The sequence below is a fragment of the Actinomyces sp. S4-C9 genome (genome assembly GCF_000758775.1).
In the GTDB taxonomy this organism is placed as follows: domain Bacteria; phylum Actinomycetota; class Actinomycetes; order Actinomycetales; family Actinomycetaceae; genus Gleimia; species Gleimia europaea.
In genome coordinates this window covers 1-19257 of sequence record NZ_JRMU01000008.1, presented here as the reverse complement: position 1 = coordinate 19257, position 19257 = coordinate 1, and the positions used below count along the sequence as shown (strand labels likewise).

The window sequence follows — 19257 nt, the reverse complement described above, 5'->3', positions numbered from 1 at the left end:
CAATGCAGTTTGGCCGGACACACCTTTTAATCAGTCCTCAAAGTCGCTACGCAGGAGCGGGCGGAAGCGGTCCACAAACTCTTGCAGTTTGGCATAGACGCGTTGCATGGTTTCTCCGCGCGCGTTGTCTGGGCGGAACCGGGAGATGGGCGGTAGAACACGTGCCACGGATTGTCCCGCGGTGGGCACGTGACCCGAGCGCAGGGCGTTTGAAATCAACTGTTCGGCCTTGTCTCGGTTGAGCCGCTCCTCGTTGATGATTGCGGTTAGCTCTTCTTCACGCTTGCCGTTTACGTACTCACGCCACTCATCTTGCACGCTGGTGTTGATAGACACGGTGTCTACGAACTCTTCAATGAGCTTGCGCTTTGGACGCAACGAGGGTGAGGAAGAGAGCGCCCTGTCAATCTTTGCGCGAATCTCTTTGTCTTCGCTGTCTGTGCCGGCTTCGTGGCGTTGCTCAACGAGCATGAGGATGTAATCCACGTTGATTTCAACCTGTTTGACGAGTTCGATTTCAAACAGAACGTCTTGGCGAATGTCTTCACGATCGTTATCCGTGCGCGGTTTCCACTGGTCGTACAGGTCCATGTAGCGGGACTTGTAGTCTTGGAGTTCGCGCTCGCTGAACTGGTTGTCACTTTTAAAGTCATCGAATGAGGACAGAATGTTTTGCAGTCGTAGTACTGCGCCGAATATGTTGATGAATTCTTTTTGCGCTGTTTCGCTCGCGGGTATGGGGTTTGTGGGGTCGGCGTAAACGGCCCGAAGCTCCTTTAGCTGGGCTTTGTACTCGTCCAGATATTCCTGGTAGGGGCGGAGCATGACGATGCCGGATGCGTCTTTGTTGCCAAATAGTGCGATGGCGTCTTGCGTTTGTTGCTCAAGGTTTCTAAACGAAACGATGTTCCCGTATGTTTTGACGGTGTTGAGGATGCGGTTTGTACGCGAGTAGGCCTGAATGAGGCCGTGTGAGCGCAGGTTTTTGTCTACGAACAGCGTGTTTAGTGTTGGCGCGTCGAAGCCGGTTAGGAACATGTTGACAACGATCACGAGGTCAAGTTCGCGGTCTTTGAGCTGTTTCGATAGGTGTTCGTAGTAGTCCTGGAAGCTGGAACCGGAGGTGTTGAAGTTGGTTGAGAACATGTCGTTGTAATCGTTGATTACGTCCTCAAGGTATCCGCGGTCTGATTCGGATAGTTTCTCAGCATCGAAGCTTTCGTCTTCGATGATCCCGTCTTCTGGCTGGTCGTTAGCTCCGTAGGAGTAGATCATGCCGATCTTGAGCTTTTGTGCGTCGGGCACGTTCAACTGTAGTTTGCTGAACATGCCGTAGTAGGCACGGGCTGCTTCGATGGAGGACGTGGCGAAGAGGGCATTGAATCCTTGTTTGCGTTTGCCACCCACCATGTAAACGGAGTTGCGTTTTGTTTTCTGGTCGAAGTGGTCGAGGATGTATTGCGCTACTTGCCGGATGCGTTCGGGGTGCATCATGGCGCTTTCCACGTCGATGGCACGCACATCTTTGTCTTTGAAGCTGCCTTCTTCGATTGTGTTGATGTAGTCGATGCGGAAGGGCAGCACGTTTTTGTCGGTGATGGCGTCCACGATCGTGTAGGTGTGGAGTTTTTCGCCGAATGCTTGCGCCGTGGTTTTGAGGTTCACGTGTTTTCCAGAGCCCGCATTTTCCGCGAATATGGGGGTTCCGGTGAATCCGAAGAGGTTGTATTTTTTGAACGCTCGTTTGATGGCTATGTGCATGTCGCCGAATTGGGAGCGGTGGCATTCGTCGAAGATGAGGACTACGTGCCCGTTGTAAACGGTGTGGCCCTGGTTGGCTTTGATGAATGTTGCAAGTTTTTGGATGGTGGTGACGATGATTTTTTTGGCCGGATCCGCGCTTTCGAGTTGTCGTTTGAGCTGCGCGGTTGACGTGTTGCCGTTGGCTGCGCCTTTTTGGAAGCGGTCGTATTCGAGTTTGGTTTGGTAGTCGAGGTCTTTGCGGTCTACTACGAAGAGTACTTTTTCAACGCCTTCAACTTTGGTGGCTAGTTGAGCGGTTTTGAACGAGGTGAGGGTTTTGCCGGATCCGGTGGTGTGCCAGATGTAGCCTCCGGCGGCTGTGGTGCCGAGTGTGCCCGCATTGGTGGAGGTGAGTATGCGGGTGAGGATTCTTTCGGTGGCCACGATTTGGTAGGGCCGCATTACTAGCAGCTGTCGGTTTTCGGTGTAGACGCAGTATTTGGTGAGGATATTGAGGATTGTGCGTTTGGCGAAGAATGTTTTTGCGAATGCGATGAGGTCTTCGATGGGTTGGTTTTGCGCGTCGGCCCAATATGAGGTGAAGACGAATGATTTTTTGTCTTTTTTGTTGGTTTCGTTGACGTGGGCAAGGCGCGTGGTGTTGGAGTAGTACTTGGTGCTGGTGCCGTTGGAGATAACGAAGATTTGGGCGTAGTCGAATAGGGCTGCGCCGGTGCTGAAGCTTTCGTCGCGGTAGCGGTTGATTTGGTTGAAGGCTTCGCGTAGGGGTACGCCGCGTCGTTTGAGTTCGATGTGTGCCAGGGGGAGTCCGTTTACGAGGATGGTGACGTCGTACCGGTTGGAGTGTTTCGCTCCGTCTGTTTTGTTTACGGCGTATTGGTTGATGACTTGCAGGTGGTTGTTGTGAATGTTGTCTTTGTCGATTAGGCGAATGTTTTTAGTGGTGCCGTCTTCGCGCTCGAGTAGTTGAATGTGGTCTTCTTGGATGCGCGTGGTTTTGTCTTCTACGGTGTCGCTGGTGTTAGCAATGTTGGTTTTGTAGAAGCGGTTCCACTCGGCGTCTGTGAACTCGACTTCGTTGAGTTTTGAGAGTTGGACGCGCAGGTTAGTTTCGAGGTGTTGTTCGTCTCGAATATCAGCGTATTCGTAGCCTTGTGCTTGGAGTTGGCGGATGAATTCGGCTTCTAGTTGAGCTTCGGACTGGTAGCCGCTGGCATCATTGTTGTCAGGCACGTACTCGGCCACGACGGTTGATTGGGATGATAGGGCTACGGGGTCAAACTTGCGCGTCTCCACAGTTAGGAAGCTTTCTCTTTAAACGTCAGCAACTTATCTCGATAGTACTCATACTGTTTGCGTCGAGCCTCAATCTCAGTCGGCAAACCAGAAGAAATATCATTGACAAGGGCGTACATTGTCATAAGTTTCTTTCTGATTTCTACTTGCCTGGGTTTTGGTGGCACTGGAACCTTTATTTTCTCGAGAGACCTTTGCGAGATAGTCCGGACTTTTGTTCCGTATATGTAGCGCCGTTTCTGCCGTTGGAAGCCTTCAGAACTGAAAAATAGCGAAAGATATTCGGGATCCAAGTCGTGTTTCAGAATGAAAGTGTGGTTGCTGACAGCGACTTCGCCGGCTCCAATCCAAGCTACTGCTTTCGCGAGGTCTTCATCATTTTCTGAGGTATCGGTCATGATGAGGTCGCCAGGTGAGGCGGTTTTTGATTTTGCGAAAACAGCGCCGTCAATGAAGCTTTTGGTTTCATTTCCGGAGATACCGTAATGCGTGTATATCTGCCCGTAATGAATGCAGGGATACCCAGCCCCGAGGAAGTCCTTCTTCTGTGGCCCATTCCCACGTGTGATGTCCGCGAATTCACTTATGCTCTTCCAATCTACCCCCCCCTCAGGGAAGGTTAGGAGTTGGTCGCGGTAGTACTCGTATTGTTTTTTCCTAGCTTCCAGCTCCGCTTCCAGCTCCGCTTCCAGCTCCGCTTCCAGCTCTGTAAATGCATCAAGAATCCGAACAATCTCCATTTGTGCCTCGAGCGGTGGTAGAGGAATCGAGAAACGCTTGAGAGTACGGTCAGAAATAGCGGGGTAATTTCCTTCAGTCTGATTATTCTTCAGGAACTGGAATGCGCGTTGTGTGCGAAGAATATGAAACAGCCATCTGGGGCTTATCTTCGTAGTCTTTGGGCGCAAAACGCAGTATCCCGTGGAACAAACGGCATCATCAAAGGCGAGTGGAACTTCGCATACTCGCATTTGCGTTGGTCGGGTTGTAGCGAACAAAACATCGTTTACTCTGACTAGTTGTCTTGCTCGTGAAGGCGCATTCGAAGCATCAACTAAGTGTGTATCCGTGATACGGCCGGAGCGGATATCCACCGAGCTAAGGTCTATGTATTCCCTTGGGGAATCAGTGCTTGCCCACTTGATGTTACTGACCTTTTCGATCACATCGCTCACCGGCACGAACTCCACCCCGTCTGGACATAGTTCTTCTATTAGCTTCTCGATGTGGCTCATTTGGTGTCCTCCAGGTCGGCTACGATCTGGTCGATTTGTGCGCGTAGTTCTTGTTGGCGGGCGACGATCTTTACCAGGTTGGCGTTCAGCTCTTCAATGTTGATGATTTCGCGAGTGTCCTCCGGCTCAACATAGGAAGACACCGAGAGGTTGTAGTCGTTCTCCGCAACCTCCTCATACTTCACTAGGCGTGCGAAATGATCCACGTCCTTGCGGGCAGTGAACGCCTCCAGGATACTCTCGCGATGCTCATCCAAAAGCTGATTCTTAGTGCTACGCCGCTCAAACTCAGCGGAAGCGTCAATAAACAGAATCGAAGGATCCTGCTTAGATTTCTTCAATACCATGATGCACGTAGAAATCGTTGTGCCAAAGAACAAATCCGAAGGCAGCTGAATAATCGCATCAACAAAGTTGTTATCCACCAGGTACTTACGGATCTTGCCCTCAGCGCCCCCACGGTACAGAACACCTGGGAACGTAACAATCGCTGCAACGCCGTCCTCTGCAAGCCAATGCAGAATATGCATTGTGAACGCCAGGTCCGCCTTTGACGGGGGAGCCAGCACGCCCGCCGGAGCGAAACGCTCATCATTTACCAAAATCGCAGAATTCTTACCCTCCCAACGTGTGGAATACGGAGGGTTAGAAACGATCGCTTCAAATGGCTCATCATCCCAATGCTTCGGATCAGTCAGAGTATCGCCCAGAGCAATACTGAAATCTTCAAACCCAACGCCGTGCAAGAACATGTTGATGCGCGCAAGGTTGTACGTGGTCAGGTTAATCTCCTGGCCAAAGTAGCCGCGATCAATGTTTTCTTGCCCAATAATCTTGGCAAACCGAAGCAGAAGCGAACCAGAACCACAGGCTGGATCATACACGCCGTTCACCTTGGTTTTACCCACCAAAGTTAGGCGCGCAAGCAGTTCAGAAACGTCTTGCGGGGTGAAGAACTCGCCACCGGACTTGCCTGCCGAAGACGCATACATCGTCATCAAGAACTCGTAAGCGTCCCCGAACATGTCAATGGAATGAGAGCTGAAATCACCGAGGGGCAGATTCCCAATCTCATTCAGAATGCGCACCAGCTTCGCATTACGAGCCGCCACAGTATTACCAAGCTTCGCGCTGTTCACATCCAGATCATCGAACAAGCCTTTGATGTCGCCCTCTGACTGGGAGCCAACAGCCGAGCCCTCAATATTGCGAAAAACCTGCTCAAGCCGCTCGTTTAAATCCGGGTCAGCAGCCGCGTTCTTACGCACGTTCTCAAAAAGCTCGGACGGGCGAATGAAAAAGCCCAACTCTGCAACCGAACTATCGCGACCATACTCGGCTAGATCGTCGGGGAGTTGAACGTAGTCAAAATCAGGATCCGTCTCACGCTCCAACCGGTTCACGTGCTGAACAAAACGCTCAGAAATGAAGCGGTAAAACAGCATGCCAAGCACGTACTGTTTGAAATCCCAACCATCTACAGACCCGCGTAAATCATTAGCGATACGCCAGATAGTCCGATGTAGCTCTTGTCTTTGAGCGTCACTACCCACAACAAACTCCCAATACCACTAACCCGTTTTAACGCCGCAACCGGCCACGTTCATAAGGATAACGGGGGAGTAGGACAAAGAATGTGCGCAACATGCTGCAAAGCGGTTTGGCCGGCCACACCCTCTTGCAATAGTCCTAAAAATCAATGCGCAGGAGCGGACAGAACCGGCCCACTCCTGCGCAAATTTGCGGGGCGTACCTTAATTCGCCGCCGGCCGGCTCATCATGTAAAGCACCATTTTTGCTTTGGTTAGTGCCTTAACCGCGTGCGGTAAGCGCGTAGAAAAATGCACCATTCCGCCCGGACGCAACGTCACTGTCTTGCCATCCGCACTGATTTCTAGTTCACCTTCAAGGGCCTGCACAATCACAGGCATTGCGGCAGTGTGCTCGTATAGTTCTTCTCCCTCATCAAACGAGAACAACACCACGTTCACCCCCTCGGCCCGCATTACCGTTGTAGAAGTCGTTGAGTTCGCACAATATTCAACACACTGCGCCAGGTTTTCGATAAACCCCAGCGAGCCGGCAGGTGATGGTTTGGGCTCAGTCATAGTCAGATCTCCTTTTCCTCCAGATTGGTGGTGGGTTTTCGCGCTACGATAGCGATGCCGGTCAGATTATCGCGGTATTCGTTGAATGTCGCGCGCATATCCAATACGCGCCGGCGCAACAGGTCCGCAAGCTCCGCGTCAATGCTGTCCGGGGTGAGGCCAAGCTCGTGGATCGCATAGCAACCGCCCGGTTCAAGCAGTCGGAACGCTTCAGCGATTATCTCTTGCTTACCTTTATCGCCTTGCATGGTCAGCATCGCTTCACCAACCACCACCTGCGCTGATTCAGCCTCAAGGCCAGTGGATTGCGCATTAGCGTTCACAACCCTGCCCCTCGGCCCCACCGCGGTCTGCACTCGTGCGGCAGCATCCGGATCTTGATCCACGCCCGTATACGAGGCGATTCCTCTTTGTGTTGTTGGAGAGGGGTGAGCAGGCCCACTCAGTAGCCACCAGTAGTTAGGTAGAATCGGTGCCCGTGTATACCGCTCAAAATCTTGACACGCGCGCTCGGCGAATCGTTGCCTGGGTAGCCATCCTGAATCTCATCGGCTTCATAATCGAGCTGGTCATCGCCTCAATTATTGGTTCGGCAGCACTATTTGCTGACGCAGCTGACTTCCTCGAAGACTTCCTGATCAACATGCTCGTACTCACCGCCCTTGGATGGTCCGTAGCGAGCCGACGAAAAGCCAGCTATGGGCTGGCAGGCCTCATCCTTATCCCCGCTGTAGCCGCATTTGGCACCGCCATTTGGAAAATGGTGTCCGGAGAGCCACCAGAACCCCTCGCCCTGTCAGTAACCGCGATCCTCGCGATGCTCATCAACCTTGCCAGCGCACTGCTACTGCTCCAACTGCGCAAACACGAAACCGCGCTAGTTCGAGGAGCTTGGCTTGCGGCACGCAACGACGTCCTCGCAAACCTATTAATTCTTGCCGCGGGCATCGTCACCCTGTTCTGGTTCAGCCCCTGGCCAGACATCACGGTTGGCATCGTGATCGGCATAATCAACCTTTCAGCCGCGGCCGAAGTGTTCGAACAAGCTCGGGCAGAAAATCCCGAACTGGAACTCGACGACGATGATGATTAACCGTAGCTGACAGCCAAATAACACTGCTGTGCAGGTGAAGCCGTCGTGCAAACGAGGCTACTAGCAGCACAAAGCATCCCCCGAAGCGAAACCAAAAACGGATTCGCGCCGGGGGAGTGTTATTGAAAGTGTTTGCGGTCTACCTCTATTTGAGGGCTGCTTCTAATAGTGGGACATTACGGAAGTACCCAGGTCTGCCCAATGGTAAATCCACTCCGCGTCAGAAGTTGGCGTATTCACACAACCATGTGAACCGCCCGGTCCCGTCCAACCGAACGTGCGTTGCCAAGGGGCCGCATGAATCGAATAAGACTCGTGGAAATAAGATACCCACGGAACATCCGGTTCCACATAACGCGAACCATCATCATTTAGGCCGCGCATTGTTTGGCTCTCATACTGCAAATACACGTTGAAATGCCCGTCCACAGTTGGTGAGGAAGGCTTGCCCGGCACTACAGGAATCGGACCGCGCACAACCTCCGTACCCTCGTAGCACGTCATTTGCGCCGTGGTGAGGTTAATGTCGATCCACTTCTCACCCGGAGCGGCCGGATAGGGGAGGTTTTCAGCGCCCGGAGCGATTTTGCGCTGCTCGTAAGTAGGTTCGATTTCGTCGTAATCAAACGATCCGTTGAATGGCTTACCCTCCTGCACGGCCTGCACCACCTGGCCGGCAACCGCGTCAAGGTTATTTGCTTTCCAACCCTTCTTACCTTCCAAAGCGTTGATTAGAACCTCGCCGTTCTCGTCAACGTTTTGAATACCGGGCGTGGGCTCCTCATTCGTCTTATCCGCAATCTGTGAAACCCACCCCTCAATCTCTGCCGCATCAAACGAAGGAGCTAGGTCATTGGCAGCGTCAAAAGAAACCCACTTCGCAACGTCATCGCGAGTAGGCTCAAACGATTCAACTCCGTCGCCAAGTTTCACGGACGCAGTCATCAACTCGTTTGCCTTGCCGGCCGCAGCTTCAGCTTGCGCCATACTAATCTCGGGGTCGCGTTGCGCCACAGAAATCTCTGCCGAAGTTGAGCCGTTCAATTCCATCGCGGCATTCTCAACGATCATACGCACCTGATCAGCGTCAACAGCCATGCCCGCAGAACCAGGGGAGGCCACAAAATGGTCACCGTTCCAAGACACCGATGCTTCCTTAGTAGGAGACGAGGTCTTCGCATTCAGCGACTCAACAAACTTAGTGAACGTCTGCTCATCCACATCTACAGAAGCAGGAATGTGGCGAGATGAAAGCAGGCCGGTAGCGCGGCTCCAAACCGAAGCGGAAGGCTTAAGGGCGGCCTGCGCTGTCTTAGCCGCATCAACACTGAAACCTGTATCAGCGAGGGACGTGCTTACAGCCTTGCCCTCAATAGTGAGATCGAGAGTGCGTTCACTCGCAGCGGCCTCAACCTGCTGTTCGATCTGTTTTGCCGTCTTACCACTTACATCCATGCCAGCGACCGTGGTGCGAGGGAGCGCCTTCGCGCTATAGGTTTGTGCAAACCCGAAAACTCCCGCCACAGCAAGAACAAGCGCCACGGATAAAGAGAGGAAAACTTTTGACACTGTGCGCATAAGGCGATCCTACGATATGGGACTACCTATTTGTAGATTAGCCCCCAAAATACAAGGGAAATCACGCCATAAATGGGGCAGAGTGATCGCATGATCGTTTTGCCACGATAAAAAGGGAGGCTTATTTACAAAAATGGCGAATTTTGCAAATAAGAGCGTCTTAAGCGCGGTCTATTTCGCAAAAAACGCAAATTTTGCAAAATAGGGTTTAGTTGAGCGTATGCTATTTGCTAAAGATCTTGTTCTTTTGAAACTTCAAAACATGGTCACTGAAGCGTTAGGCATAAGATGATGGGAACCTACAAGTCGCTACGTGTTCTGTTCCATAAGACGAATCTGGACGCTAGCAGCGTCGTCAGTATGGAACTCGAAAACCGTCTAAATAGTCCTGCGACCGTAAAGTACCCGTACCACGTTGGAAATAACCCCCTATTTGCTGTTCTCACTCGCGACATCTATGAGTTGTCGGAAACCATATGGAAAACCGAGCAGGAAATTCAGAAAGCATGGCATGTGTTGCCCGGCGTGGCACAAAATCACTATTTCAACACCCTCTTGGTTGAAGAAATACAATCCACAAATGAGATTGAGAATGTTAAATCAACTCGGCGTGAGGTAACTGAGGCGCTCAACATGGCAATAGATGCGAATATGCCCGGACAGCCGAAGCGCTTTCAAGAAATGGCTAGTACTTTCAAGCTACTCATTGGTGATAGCGACGTCGAAACTATCACTTTTCCCCAAACGCTGACTGATTTACGTGCGCTTTACGACCAACTTCTTGGTGCCGAAGTTGCCAGCGAAGATAAATTGGATGGTAGCCTGTTTCGTCTCGGCGAAGTGCACGTAACAGACGGTTCGAAATCCATACACAAGGGCGTGTTGGGGGAAGAGGAAATTAAGAGTCGGCTAAGCGTTGCACTCGATGTCAGTAGTGCAGAGAAAAAGCCCATGCTCGTGAATGCCCTGGTCGGTCATTTTATGGTCGAGCATGCTCACCCGTTTTACGACGGCAACGGGCGGTTTGGGCGCTTCTTGCTTGCGTTGAACTTGCGGAGCATCCTGTCTGCGCCAACGGCTTTATCTCTTTCTGCAGAGGTCATGCGGCAAAAGAGGAAATACTACAAAGCCTTCCTCCAGGTCGAAGATCCCATGAATATGGGCGAGGTGACGTTCTTTATCAGAGACATGATGGATATATTGCTAGCTGCTCAAATGCGGTTGGTGGAATCGTTGCGCATACGGCTGGTGAGCCTTGAGAATCTTTCGCAACGCATCGATGTGATTGATAAGGAGTTCAAGAGCCTTACGCCATATCACCTACAAACATTGTTTATGCTCGGCCAGATTCTTCTGTTCGGTCCAAGAAGTGGTGGAAGCCTCGATGAGATATCCAAGTTTCTCAAAAGATCGAAGAGCACCGTGCGTCCGATGCTTAAAGAGTTGAATGAAGCAGGATTGATCGAAGAAGTCAGTAGGCGTCCGCTAGTATTCGCCTTGACACCAAAAGGTGAGGAGTTCTTAGAACTGGAAAAACCTTCCCTCGACTGATCTGATGCGGCTGTCAAACACGTTTGCCTTGGGATTGGGGAGCGCGCAAGACGGGTCGCCTTGTTACGTTCTTCGCCCGCTTGCGGATATCGGTACACTTGGCCACGTGACTGAACTGTTTGAAGGCGTACGCCGCCGCACCCGCCCAGAGGTCCTCGCGCCAGCCGGAAACCTCGCCACCCTTAAAACTGCGTTCGATTTTGGAGCCGACGCCGTCTACCTGGGCGGCAAGGACTTCGGCATGCGTTCCGCGCCCAAGAACTTCGCTCTAGAAGACATCGAAGAGGCCGTGAGCTACGCACACGAGCGTGGGGGGCGCGTGTTTGTCACCTGCAACATCCTGCCCAGTTCCGGCGAAGTTGAAGCTATGAACAACTACATGGGGCAGCTGGGGGACATCGGCGTGGACGCCCTCATCGTCACCGACATAGGCGTTCTCATGGCTGCCCGCGAAGTTGCTCCCAACACCGAAGTGCACATTTCTACCCAAGCCGGCGTCACCAACTACCAGGCTGCCAACGCTCTTGCTCAGCTAGGCGCAAGCCGTGTTGTGCTCGCTCGCGAACTATCCCTCGAAGACATTCGCGAACTGCGCAAGCACACGCCAGATGAACTCGAAATTGAAGCGTTCGTACACGGATCCATGTGCATGGCATTTTCTGGCAGGTGCCTCATTTCGCAACACACCACCGGCCGCGATGCTAACCACGGTGACTGCGCGCAATCATGCCGCTACAAGTACCACGTTGTGGAAGAGCGTCGGCCCGGTGACTTCATTCCCGTCGAAATCACCGATCAAGGCACCTTCCTGTTCAACTCTAACGACATGAACACCATCGAACACATGCACGACATCCTTGACGCCGGCATTACCTCTCTTAAAATCGAGGGGCGAGCCAAAAGCGCCTACTACGTTGCCGCCATGACTAACGCCTATAAGACAGCGGTGAATGAATACATGATCCAACGCGGCTTCGAAGACTTGGCCGGTAATATCCTCACGCCATTCCATGACCAAATCCACCTGCCCGAAAACCCGCGGCCCGTGGTGCCTGTTGAATACCCGGGTTGGTTAGCGGACGAGCCCTACAAGGTTACTCACCGCACCTATTCCACGGGCTTCTACTACCCGGAAAACCCGGCTAGTGAAGATGTGAACCGGGGCGGCTACATCAACGAGTGGGTGCTGGGCGGCATTGTCACCGACTATGACGCGGCCGAGCGCAGACTTTACCTGCACTCCAAGAACAAGCTTGCACCCGGCAAAGAAATGGAGATTCTATTCCCCGGGCGCGCGCCCGTAGTCATGGAAGTTCCCGCGCAAGGGTTGCAAGATGACAAGGGCCGCGCGGTCGAAACTATCAACCACCCGGCGCGCATATTCTCCATGCCCTGCGACATCGAGATACCCAAGGGAGCAATGATTCGCGTGCACGCCCGCCTATACCACGGGGGATAGGGACGGCTTGCGCGCCAACCGCAATCGGGAGGCGCGCAAGCTTGATTGGCCCCCGAATTAAAGGCCACACCTGATTTAAGGCGCCCGCGCAGGCTCAAGATAGCGGTCCAAATTTCGACTAATAGACGCATGCGGCTTCAAGAAAAATTTGCACTAGGATGGCCCATGTACAAACTGGGCGGGCTAGCAAGGCTGTCATTATTAAGGGGCGCGTGTGGATCCATACCTCGTTTTTCGCGTTGTTGACCTCGTTGGGGTGCTCGGCAACGGGCTCCTAGGGGGCGTCCTTGCACGCACCAAAAATTATGACCTCATCGGCTTCCTTTTCTTAGCCGTATCCTCCGCCCTTGGAGGCGGTATGATCCGAGACGTCCTGCTCCAACAGGGATTCCCTGTTGCTCTCACAGACCCGTACTACCTCGCATTCGCTGTACTCGCTGCCGTGGCTGCATACATATTCCCGTTCAAATCACGCTTCGCCGTAGCATCGATCGCAGTATTTGACGTGTTGGCCCTTGGCTGCTGGTCTGCAACCGGCGCGTCCAAGGCACTGTTTGCAGGCCTGGATTGGGCGCCCGCAATCCTACTTGGCGTTACCACTGCAACAGGTGGGGGAGTGATCCGAGACCTCTTAGCTCGGCGCCAACCCCTAATTTTCGGTGGTGCACCCTTGTACGCCACCTGGGCAATCGTCGCCAGCCTGCTAATGGTAATCATGCAGACCTCCGGCCACTACAACCTGGGGATGGCGCTCGCAATCATCTTCTCAACCGTGTTTGGCCTGGTAGCGCGTCGCTTCAAATGGATCCTGCCCGGCGCGGTCACACTTGGCCTGCGCAGCGTTCGGTTCCGCTCCCTCTTGTTCCGCCGCCGCCCAGCGGGCGCGCCCCGTGACGCGCAAGTGCCAGCGGATACGCCCGAATCGCCTCGATCTGCACCCGCGCAAGACTAGGCGCTACTCACCCAGCAGGTCCTTCACAATGTCCACGATCACCGGATCGTCATTTATTGGAGCCACCCGCTGGTAGTGCTTGCCGCCCGCTTCCTTAAACGCGTTCTGATTCAACACATCCAACTCGTCAACCGTCTCGATACAGTCTGAAATAAACGCTGGGGTCGCAATCAAAACCGAAGTGATTCCGCGGCCCGGCAGGCTGGCCATCGTGTCGATCGTAGCCGGCCTAAGCCACTTTCCCGGCCCGAACTTAGACTGGAACGTTGTCAAAACCGGCACGTCAACGCCCAACTGACGTAGCCGCGCCTCAATTGCCGAGGAGGTCTCTAAACACTCTTGCCTGTATCCCTCCGGCTTGTGAGCCGCCCGCTGGGGCACCCCGTGATAAGACAACAAAATCATCTGCGGGGCAGGACCTTCTCCGCGCACCCGATCCGCAATCTGCTTCGCATGCCAGTTCACATAATCGGGTTGAGTAGGCCACTTACCCACGATCCGTAAATGTGGGCGGCGGACCTGGCTACGATAAAAATCGAGCACCTGATCCACTACAGCGCCCGTTGAAGACGGCGTTGTCTGCGCGTAGAGGGGGAGTACGGTAACGTCGTCTACACCCTCATCTTCAAATGCGCGCAAAGCCGAATCTATCGAGGGCCTGGTGTACGTCATCGCGTACTTTACATTCCAGTCCGGCAAAGCCTCTTTTAACAACTGGTGTTGACGCTTTGTGTAAACCACCAGAGGGGAGCCCTCTGGCGTCCAAATCGTTTCATAAATAGCGCCCGACCTGCGCGGGCGCACGCGCAACACAATGCCATGCAAAATCGGCAACCACACCCCGCGCGGGAAATCAACCACCCGCGGGTCGCTTAAAAACTTCGCCAGGAAAGGTCGAACATCGCTCGGAGCCGGACTGTCCGGCGAGCCTAAATTCACAATCAAAAGTCCGCGCACACGCCACATCCTACCCGAAAACTCCCGCTACAACGCCTCTGGATGAGTGGGGGAGTGCGAGTTTTGCCAGTGCGTCTAACGTGCACGCCGAAACAATTGCCCAGTTTGAGGAGGAGTATGGCTTAATGAGGAACTAAGATTCCTCTGATATGCGTGGCAACTGCTCGTAGGTTACCTGTACGTCCGTATCCTGCAGAACACCCTCAAAAAGAGACTCCGTGCCTGCTTGGATCCCGTCAGCCACGTCCTCGCCCGCGGACCACAGCTCCAACAACACGCGATCTGGTTTCTCGCACACCAAACGCACCGCCCAGCCGCCAGCGCCCCAAGTTGATTCTTCAAAAACTAGGAGCGTGTCCAGCCAGCTATGAACCAGATCGGGGAGCGAGGAGTTCGTGGCTCCGTCATCAGCAGGGCACAACGTTATGCGCAGGCGCGCCTCCGAGCCATCATTGTGAGGCGGGTACGTCCACAGCCAGTCGTAATCCGGCTCGTACAAGCGCTCATCGTCAGGCAGGCAGAAGCAGGCATCATCTTCAACGGTCATACAAAAATGCTACTTCAAAGCTTTGGGCCTGCAAGCTTTACATGGGAAAACTGAAAATGTTCGGCCAAACCTATACCAGACATGCAGTAAGTCACCTTTTACTCATTGCGGTTCCGCAAAACCCATTGCCTTGACGTAGTATTTACATGTTGTAATCGGCCAAGTAGGCCGTCAGAGTCTAGATATACGTTGGAGTGCGTTTACGTGAAGAGCACTGTCGAAAATCTTGAACCCACCAAGGTGAAAGTTACCGTTGAGGTTCCCTACGAAGACCTCAAGCAGGATATGGACGCGGCCTACCGTGACATCGCGAAGAATGTTGACGTCCCCGGCTTCCGTCGCGGCAAGGTACCCGCGCGCGTCATCGATCAGCGTTTTGGACGCGTAGCCGTCATCGAGCAGGTAATCAACGAGGTCCTGCCCCGCTTCTACGGCCAGGTTGTAGCCGAGAATGAGCTTCGCGTCATGGCTCAGCCAGACGTTGAAGTCACCGAAATTCCGAACGCCACCGGTACCCCCGGAGGCCAGCTCACGTTCGTAGCTGAGGTTCCGGTTATTGCCCCGTTTGAACTGCCCTCGCTTGACGACGTCGAACTTGAAGTTGACACCCTTGAGGTCACCGAAGAGGACGTGGAGAAGGAACTCGAAGAGCTGCGCACCCGCTTCGCCACCCTAAAGCCCATCAAGCGCAAGGCCAAGAAGGGCGACTTTGCAACCATCAACATGGTTGCCAAGATCGGTGAGGAAGAGATCGACTCCGTCTCGGACGTATCTTACGAGATCGGCTCCAAGTCCATGCTCGATGGTATGGACAAGGCCCTAACCGGGATGAAGGCTGATGAAGAAACCACCTTCACCACCAAGCTTGCCGGTGGTGAGCACGCCGGTGAAGAGGCCGAGGTCACGATTAACGTAACCGCTATGAAGGCTCGCGAACTGCCCAAGGCTGACGACGACTTCGCCCAGATGGTTTCCGAGTTCGACACCATCGATGAGCTGCGCGAAGACCTCAAGACCCAGGCGAGCACGCGCAAGCGCGCAGACCAGGCCCTCCAGGCTCGCGACCGCCTCCTCGATCACATCATCGACGCTGTGAAGCTTGAGCTGCCGAAGTCGGTAGTTGAAGAGCAGGCCAAGCAGGGCCTTGAAGAAGGCGCTTCCGCAAAGAAGAAGAAGGGAGCTAAGGAAAACGCGATTCGCCGCATTAGCGAACAGGTTGTGCTTGAAGAACTCGCAGCTCAGGTTAAGCCGAACATCGGCCAGCAGGAACTGTTTGACTTCATGATGCAGACCGCCCAGATGAACGGCATGGACCCCAGCCAGATGTTCTCTGACCAGGGTCAGATCCAGTTCATGGTTGCAGAACTTACCCGCACGAAGGCGCTCGCCCTCACGCTAGGCAAGGTCACTGTAAAGGACACCGCAGGCGAGGCCGTTGACCTCTCCGAGTTCACGCGCGACCCATCCGCCGAGGAATTCGCCGAGGCCGGCGCTGACGAAGCAGACGAGTCGGCATCCTCTGCCTCCTCCGCTTCGGCTGAGTCCGCAGAATAATCACACATAGTTTGAGGGCTTGGAACAGTTGTTCCAGGCCCTCAAACTGTTTATTAATCGCCATCAGCGAAAAACAGGCTCCGGCGAAGAAAATGCGCGCGAGTGCTACTAAGCTGAAGAAAGCTTAAGACAAGAAGTAGGAGAAGTAATGACCACCACTTCAACGGGCGTCAGCATGGACCTAGACACCAAGCCCGCCGCGATGGGAGACGCCGTATACGGGCGGCTGCTAAAAGAACGCATCATCTGGCTGGGCGGGCCGGTCACCGACGAGAGCGCCAACCAGATTTGCGCGCAAATGTTGCTGCTAGCAGCTGAAGACCCCGAAAAGCCCATCTACCTGTACATCAATAGCCCCGGCGGCTCCGTCACTGCAGGTATGGCTATCTACGACACGATGCAGTTCATCCAGCCTGACGTTGTTACCGTCGCTATGGGCATCGCAGCCTCCATGGGCCAGTTCCTCCTCACCGCGGGCACCCCTGGCAAACGCTTTGCAACCCCGCACGCGCGTATCCTCATGCACCAGCCCTCCGGTGGCGTGGGCGGTACGGCAGCGGACATCCGCATTAATGCCGACCTCATCTTGAAGATGAAGCGTGAACTAGCCGAAATCACGGCTGAACGCACCGGCAAGAGCGTAGAGCAAATCAACCTCGACGCAGACCGTGACCGCTGGTACACCGCGGAAGAAGCCCGCGAATACGGGTTCTTTGACCACATCGTCACCAACGCGTCAACCGTGTCCGGCACTGAGAATGCAGGGGCCTAGGAGGAATCGTGAGAACACCATTCGAATCAACCATGAACAATCAAATGCCTAGCGCCCGCTACGTCCTGCCCCAGTTTGAAGAGCGCACACCCTACGGCTTCAAGCGCCAAGACCCATACGGCAAACTGTTTGAAGACCGTATTGTGTTCCTCGGCGTGCAGGTAGATGATGCCTCCGCTGACGATGTCATGGCCCAGCTACTGGTGCTTGAATCGCAAGATCCGGACTCGCTGATCACCATGTACATCAACAGCCCCGGCGGTTCATTCACGGCCATGACCGCAATCTACGACACGATGCAGTACATCAAACCGCAGATTCAAACCGTGTGCCTTGGCCAAGCTGCTTCAGCTGCAGCCGTCCTCCTTGCCGGAGGAACACCCGGCAAGCGTCTCGCTCTTCCCAACGCGCGCGTGCTAATCCACCAGCCCGCAATGCAGGGCATGCAGGGACAAGCCTCCGATATTGAAATCGTGGCAGAAGAAATCGACCGTATGCGCACCTGGCTGGAAGACACGCTGGCCAAGCACTCTGGTCGCACGCCCGAACAGGTACGCCGCGACATTGACCGCGACAAGATCCTCACAGCGCAAGACGCCCTCGAATACGGATTAATCGACCAAGTGCTGACGTCGCGTAAAGGCAACTAGCCTGCGCGTCTGCTCGCAGCTACGCCCAACCTCTTCTAAAGTAGAGCTGTTGGGCGTAGCTTTTTCAGGCACACAGTGCCAACAAAAGGGGGATCATCCTTGACGCGGTTCACGGATTCAACTGAACTACTCAAATGCTCATTCTGTGGAAAGAGCCAAAAACAGGTTGTCAAACTCATTGGCGGACCTGGCGTATACATCTGCAACGAATGCGTAGACCTATGCGCCGACCTAATCCAAGAAGAAGTTCAAGAAACCAAACAGGCTGAACTAACCCAGCCGCCGCGCCCCCAGGAAATCTACGAGTTCCTCAACGACTACGTCATTTCTCAAGACAAAGCTAAGCGGGCCCTAGCCGTAGCCGTGTACAACCACTACAAGCGCCTACACGCCTCCATGCGCACCGGCGAACCGCTGGACATGGAAATGACCAAGTCCAACATCCTCCTGTTAGGTCCCACGGGAACAGGTAAAACCCACCTGGCGCGATCTCTTGCAAAGCTACTATCCGTGCCGTTCGTCATTGTTGACGCAACCGCACTAACCGAAGCCGGATACGTTGGCGAGGATGTGGAAAACATCCTTCTGAAGCTCATTCAAGCTGCGGGCGAGGACGTTGAAAAAGCCCAGCGCGGCATCATTTACATTGATGAGATCGACAAGATTGGACGCAAAGCCGAGAACGCCTCCATCACCAGGGATGTATCCGGTGAGGGCGTGCAGCAGGCCCTACTTAAAATCATTGAAGGCACCGTTGCGTCTGTACCACCGCAGGGCGGGCGCAAACACCCGCACCAGCAGTTCTTGGAAATCGACACCTCCGGCATTCTATTCATCGCAGCGGGTGCCTTTGCCGGCCTGGACGACATCGTCAAAGCCCGCCTGGGCAAGCGCACCACGGGGTTTGGATCCGACCTCAAATCGGCTTCGGAATACGGTGACCTGTACGAGCAAGTAACTCCGGAAGACCTGCACAAGTTCGGCATGATTCCCGAATTCATTGGCCGCCTGCCCGTTGTTACCTCTACCAAGCAACTGGATGAAGCTGACCTCATCAAGGTTCTAACCGAACCGAAGAACTCCCTCGTTCGTCAATACCAGCACCTGTTTGACCTGGACGACGTGAAGCTGGAGTTCACCAACGAAGCGCTACACGAAATCGCGAAGCTAGCTAACGAGCGGGGGACAGGGGCTCGCGCGCTTTCCTCAATCCTCGAAAAAACGCTTTCGGACATCATGTTTGAAGTCCCATCCATGTCCCAAGTTGGCCAGGTAACCGTCACCTCCGCGGTTGTCACCGACGGTGCAGACCCCGAATACGGGCCCCGCCAATACTCCGATAAAAGCCAGAGCGCTTAATTGCACCTCAGCGAAGGACAAACATGAGCGACATCCCTGAAGAACTCGCGCAAGCCCGCGCTACTATCGACAACATCGATGCCGCCCTCGTTCACATACTTGCCGAACGCTTCCGTTGTACCCAGGTCGTTGGACACATTAAAGCCCAACATAACCTTCCGCCCGCGGATCCCGCGCGTGAACAAGAACAAGTGAGGCGCCTGCGCTCCCTCGCTGAAGAGTCGGGACTAGACCCCGTATTTGCCGAGAAATTCCTGCAATTCATCGTCACCGAAGTGATCCGTCACCACGAGGACATCAAACAGGGATACGAAGCTCGAAACGAGTAGACCTCATTGCCCATAGGGGAAATAAATAAAGAAGTGGCGAGCACCGAAGTGCT

The 19257-nt window shown here is 54.0% G+C and carries 16 protein-coding genes and 1 pseudogene; 9 read left to right on the top strand and 8 right to left on the bottom strand.

Features of this window, described 5'->3' with window-relative positions; genetic code table 11:
* Positions 1-30: 30 nt before the first annotated feature.
* From HMPREF1628_RS04090 to HMPREF1628_RS04070, 5 genes and pseudogenes are all read right to left on the bottom strand, one after another.
* Positions 31-3060, bottom strand: a complete 3030-nt coding sequence (locus tag HMPREF1628_RS04090) for a type I restriction endonuclease subunit R (protein ID WP_034508274.1) — start codon at positions 3058-3060, stop codon at positions 31-33.
* Positions 3061-3062: 2 nt separating this feature from the next.
* On the bottom strand, positions 3063-4295 hold the full coding sequence (locus HMPREF1628_RS04085) for a restriction endonuclease subunit S (protein WP_034508272.1): 1233 nt from the start codon (positions 4293-4295) through the stop codon (positions 3063-3065).
* On the bottom strand, positions 4292-5848 hold the full coding sequence (locus tag HMPREF1628_RS04080) for a type I restriction-modification system subunit M (protein ID WP_034508269.1): 1557 nt from the start codon (positions 5846-5848) through the stop codon (positions 4292-4294). The genes HMPREF1628_RS04085 and HMPREF1628_RS04080 overlap by 4 nt, the downstream gene beginning before the upstream one ends.
* A 201-nt stretch (positions 5849-6049) precedes the next feature.
* Positions 6050-6403: a cupin domain-containing protein gene (locus tag HMPREF1628_RS04075; protein WP_034508266.1), complete on the bottom strand. Its 354-nt coding sequence runs from the start codon at positions 6401-6403 to the stop codon at positions 6050-6052.
* A 2-nt stretch (positions 6404-6405) separates the two neighbouring features.
* Positions 6406-6816: pseudogene (locus tag HMPREF1628_RS04070) on the bottom strand (class I SAM-dependent methyltransferase); the annotation flags it as partial.
* Positions 6817-6881: 65 nt separating this feature from the next.
* Between HMPREF1628_RS04070 and HMPREF1628_RS04065 the strand changes: the two are divergent.
* Positions 6882-7496 (top strand): cation transporter, encoded by a 615-nt coding sequence (locus HMPREF1628_RS04065; RefSeq protein WP_232219376.1) that lies wholly within the window; start codon positions 6882-6884, stop codon positions 7494-7496.
* A 162-nt stretch (positions 7497-7658) separates the two neighbouring features.
* Here HMPREF1628_RS04065 and HMPREF1628_RS04060 read toward each other — a convergent pair whose 3' ends face one another.
* Positions 7659-9038 (bottom strand): L,D-transpeptidase family protein, encoded by a 1380-nt coding sequence (locus HMPREF1628_RS04060; protein ID WP_232219375.1) that lies wholly within the window; start codon positions 9036-9038, stop codon positions 7659-7661.
* 396 nt (positions 9039-9434) lie between these two features.
* Between HMPREF1628_RS04060 and HMPREF1628_RS04055 the strand changes: the two genes are divergently transcribed.
* The 3 genes from HMPREF1628_RS04055 to HMPREF1628_RS04045 all read left to right on the top strand — a co-directional run bounded on the left by HMPREF1628_RS04055 (position 9435) and on the right by HMPREF1628_RS04045 (position 13036).
* On the top strand, positions 9435-10625 hold the full coding sequence (locus HMPREF1628_RS04055; RefSeq protein ID WP_198030397.1) for a Fic family protein: 1191 nt from the start codon (positions 9435-9437) through the stop codon (positions 10623-10625).
* A 106-nt stretch (positions 10626-10731) separates the two neighbouring features.
* Positions 10732-12084, top strand: a complete 1353-nt coding sequence (locus HMPREF1628_RS04050; protein ID WP_034508365.1) for a peptidase U32 family protein — start codon at positions 10732-10734, stop codon at positions 12082-12084.
* A gap of 214 nt (positions 12085-12298) precedes the next feature.
* Positions 12299-13036, top strand: coding sequence for a trimeric intracellular cation channel family protein (locus HMPREF1628_RS04045; protein ID WP_034508255.1), 738 nt, complete (start codon positions 12299-12301; stop codon positions 13034-13036).
* A 3-nt stretch (positions 13037-13039) separates the two neighbouring features.
* Here HMPREF1628_RS04045 and hemH read toward each other — a convergent pair whose 3' ends face one another.
* Positions 13040-13993: a ferrochelatase gene (gene hemH / locus HMPREF1628_RS04040; protein WP_198030396.1), complete on the bottom strand. Its 954-nt coding sequence runs from the start codon at positions 13991-13993 to the stop codon at positions 13040-13042.
* Positions 13994-14126: 133 nt separating this feature from the next.
* On the bottom strand, positions 14127-14540 hold the full coding sequence (locus HMPREF1628_RS04035) for a hypothetical protein (protein ID WP_052038857.1): 414 nt from the start codon (positions 14538-14540) through the stop codon (positions 14127-14129).
* Between the two features lie 204 nt (positions 14541-14744).
* Here HMPREF1628_RS04035 and tig point away from each other — a divergent pair, with 204 nt between their 5' ends.
* The 5 genes from tig (at position 14745) to HMPREF1628_RS04010 (ending at position 19204) form a co-directional block, all read left to right on the top strand.
* On the top strand, positions 14745-16094 hold the full coding sequence (tig, locus tag HMPREF1628_RS04030) for a trigger factor (protein WP_034508249.1): 1350 nt from the start codon (positions 14745-14747) through the stop codon (positions 16092-16094).
* Between the two features lie 175 nt (positions 16095-16269).
* A complete protein-coding gene (locus HMPREF1628_RS04025; protein ID WP_034508358.1) occupies positions 16270-16866 on the top strand; it encodes an ATP-dependent Clp protease proteolytic subunit in 597 nt (198 codons plus the stop codon).
* A 32-nt stretch (positions 16867-16898) separates the two neighbouring features.
* Positions 16899-17516: an ATP-dependent Clp protease proteolytic subunit gene (locus HMPREF1628_RS04020; protein ID WP_034508245.1), complete on the top strand. Its 618-nt coding sequence runs from the start codon at positions 16899-16901 to the stop codon at positions 17514-17516.
* A gap of 99 nt (positions 17517-17615) precedes the next feature.
* Positions 17616-18875, top strand: coding sequence for an ATP-dependent Clp protease ATP-binding subunit ClpX (gene clpX / locus HMPREF1628_RS04015; RefSeq protein WP_034508242.1), 1260 nt, complete (start codon positions 17616-17618; stop codon positions 18873-18875).
* Positions 18876-18898: 23 nt separating this feature from the next.
* Positions 18899-19204: a chorismate mutase gene (locus HMPREF1628_RS04010; RefSeq protein ID WP_052038855.1), complete on the top strand. Its 306-nt coding sequence runs from the start codon at positions 18899-18901 to the stop codon at positions 19202-19204.
* Positions 19205-19257 lie beyond the last annotated feature (53 nt).

Bases quoted from the DNA above. Each gene is read 5' to 3' on its own strand.
- HMPREF1628_RS04085 (WP_034508272.1), bottom strand. From the start codon at position 4,295: ATGAGCCACATCGAGAAGCTAATAGAAGAACTATGTCCAGACGGGGTG.
- HMPREF1628_RS04075 (WP_034508266.1), bottom strand. From the start codon at position 6,403: ATGACTGAGCCCAAACCATCACCTGCCGGCTCGCTGGGGTTTATCGAA.
- HMPREF1628_RS04055 (WP_198030397.1), top strand. From the start codon at position 9,435: ATGGAACTCGAAAACCGTCTAAATAGTCCTGCGACCGTAAAGTACCCG.
- HMPREF1628_RS04035 (WP_052038857.1), bottom strand. From the start codon at position 14,540: ATGACCGTTGAAGATGATGCCTGCTTCTGCCTGCCTGACGATGAGCGC.
- HMPREF1628_RS04025 (WP_034508358.1), top strand. From the start codon at position 16,270: ATGGACCTAGACACCAAGCCCGCCGCGATGGGAGACGCCGTATACGGG.
- HMPREF1628_RS04020 (WP_034508245.1), top strand. From the start codon at position 16,899: ATGAACAATCAAATGCCTAGCGCCCGCTACGTCCTGCCCCAGTTTGAA.
- HMPREF1628_RS04010 (WP_052038855.1), top strand. From the start codon at position 18,899: ATGAGCGACATCCCTGAAGAACTCGCGCAAGCCCGCGCTACTATCGAC.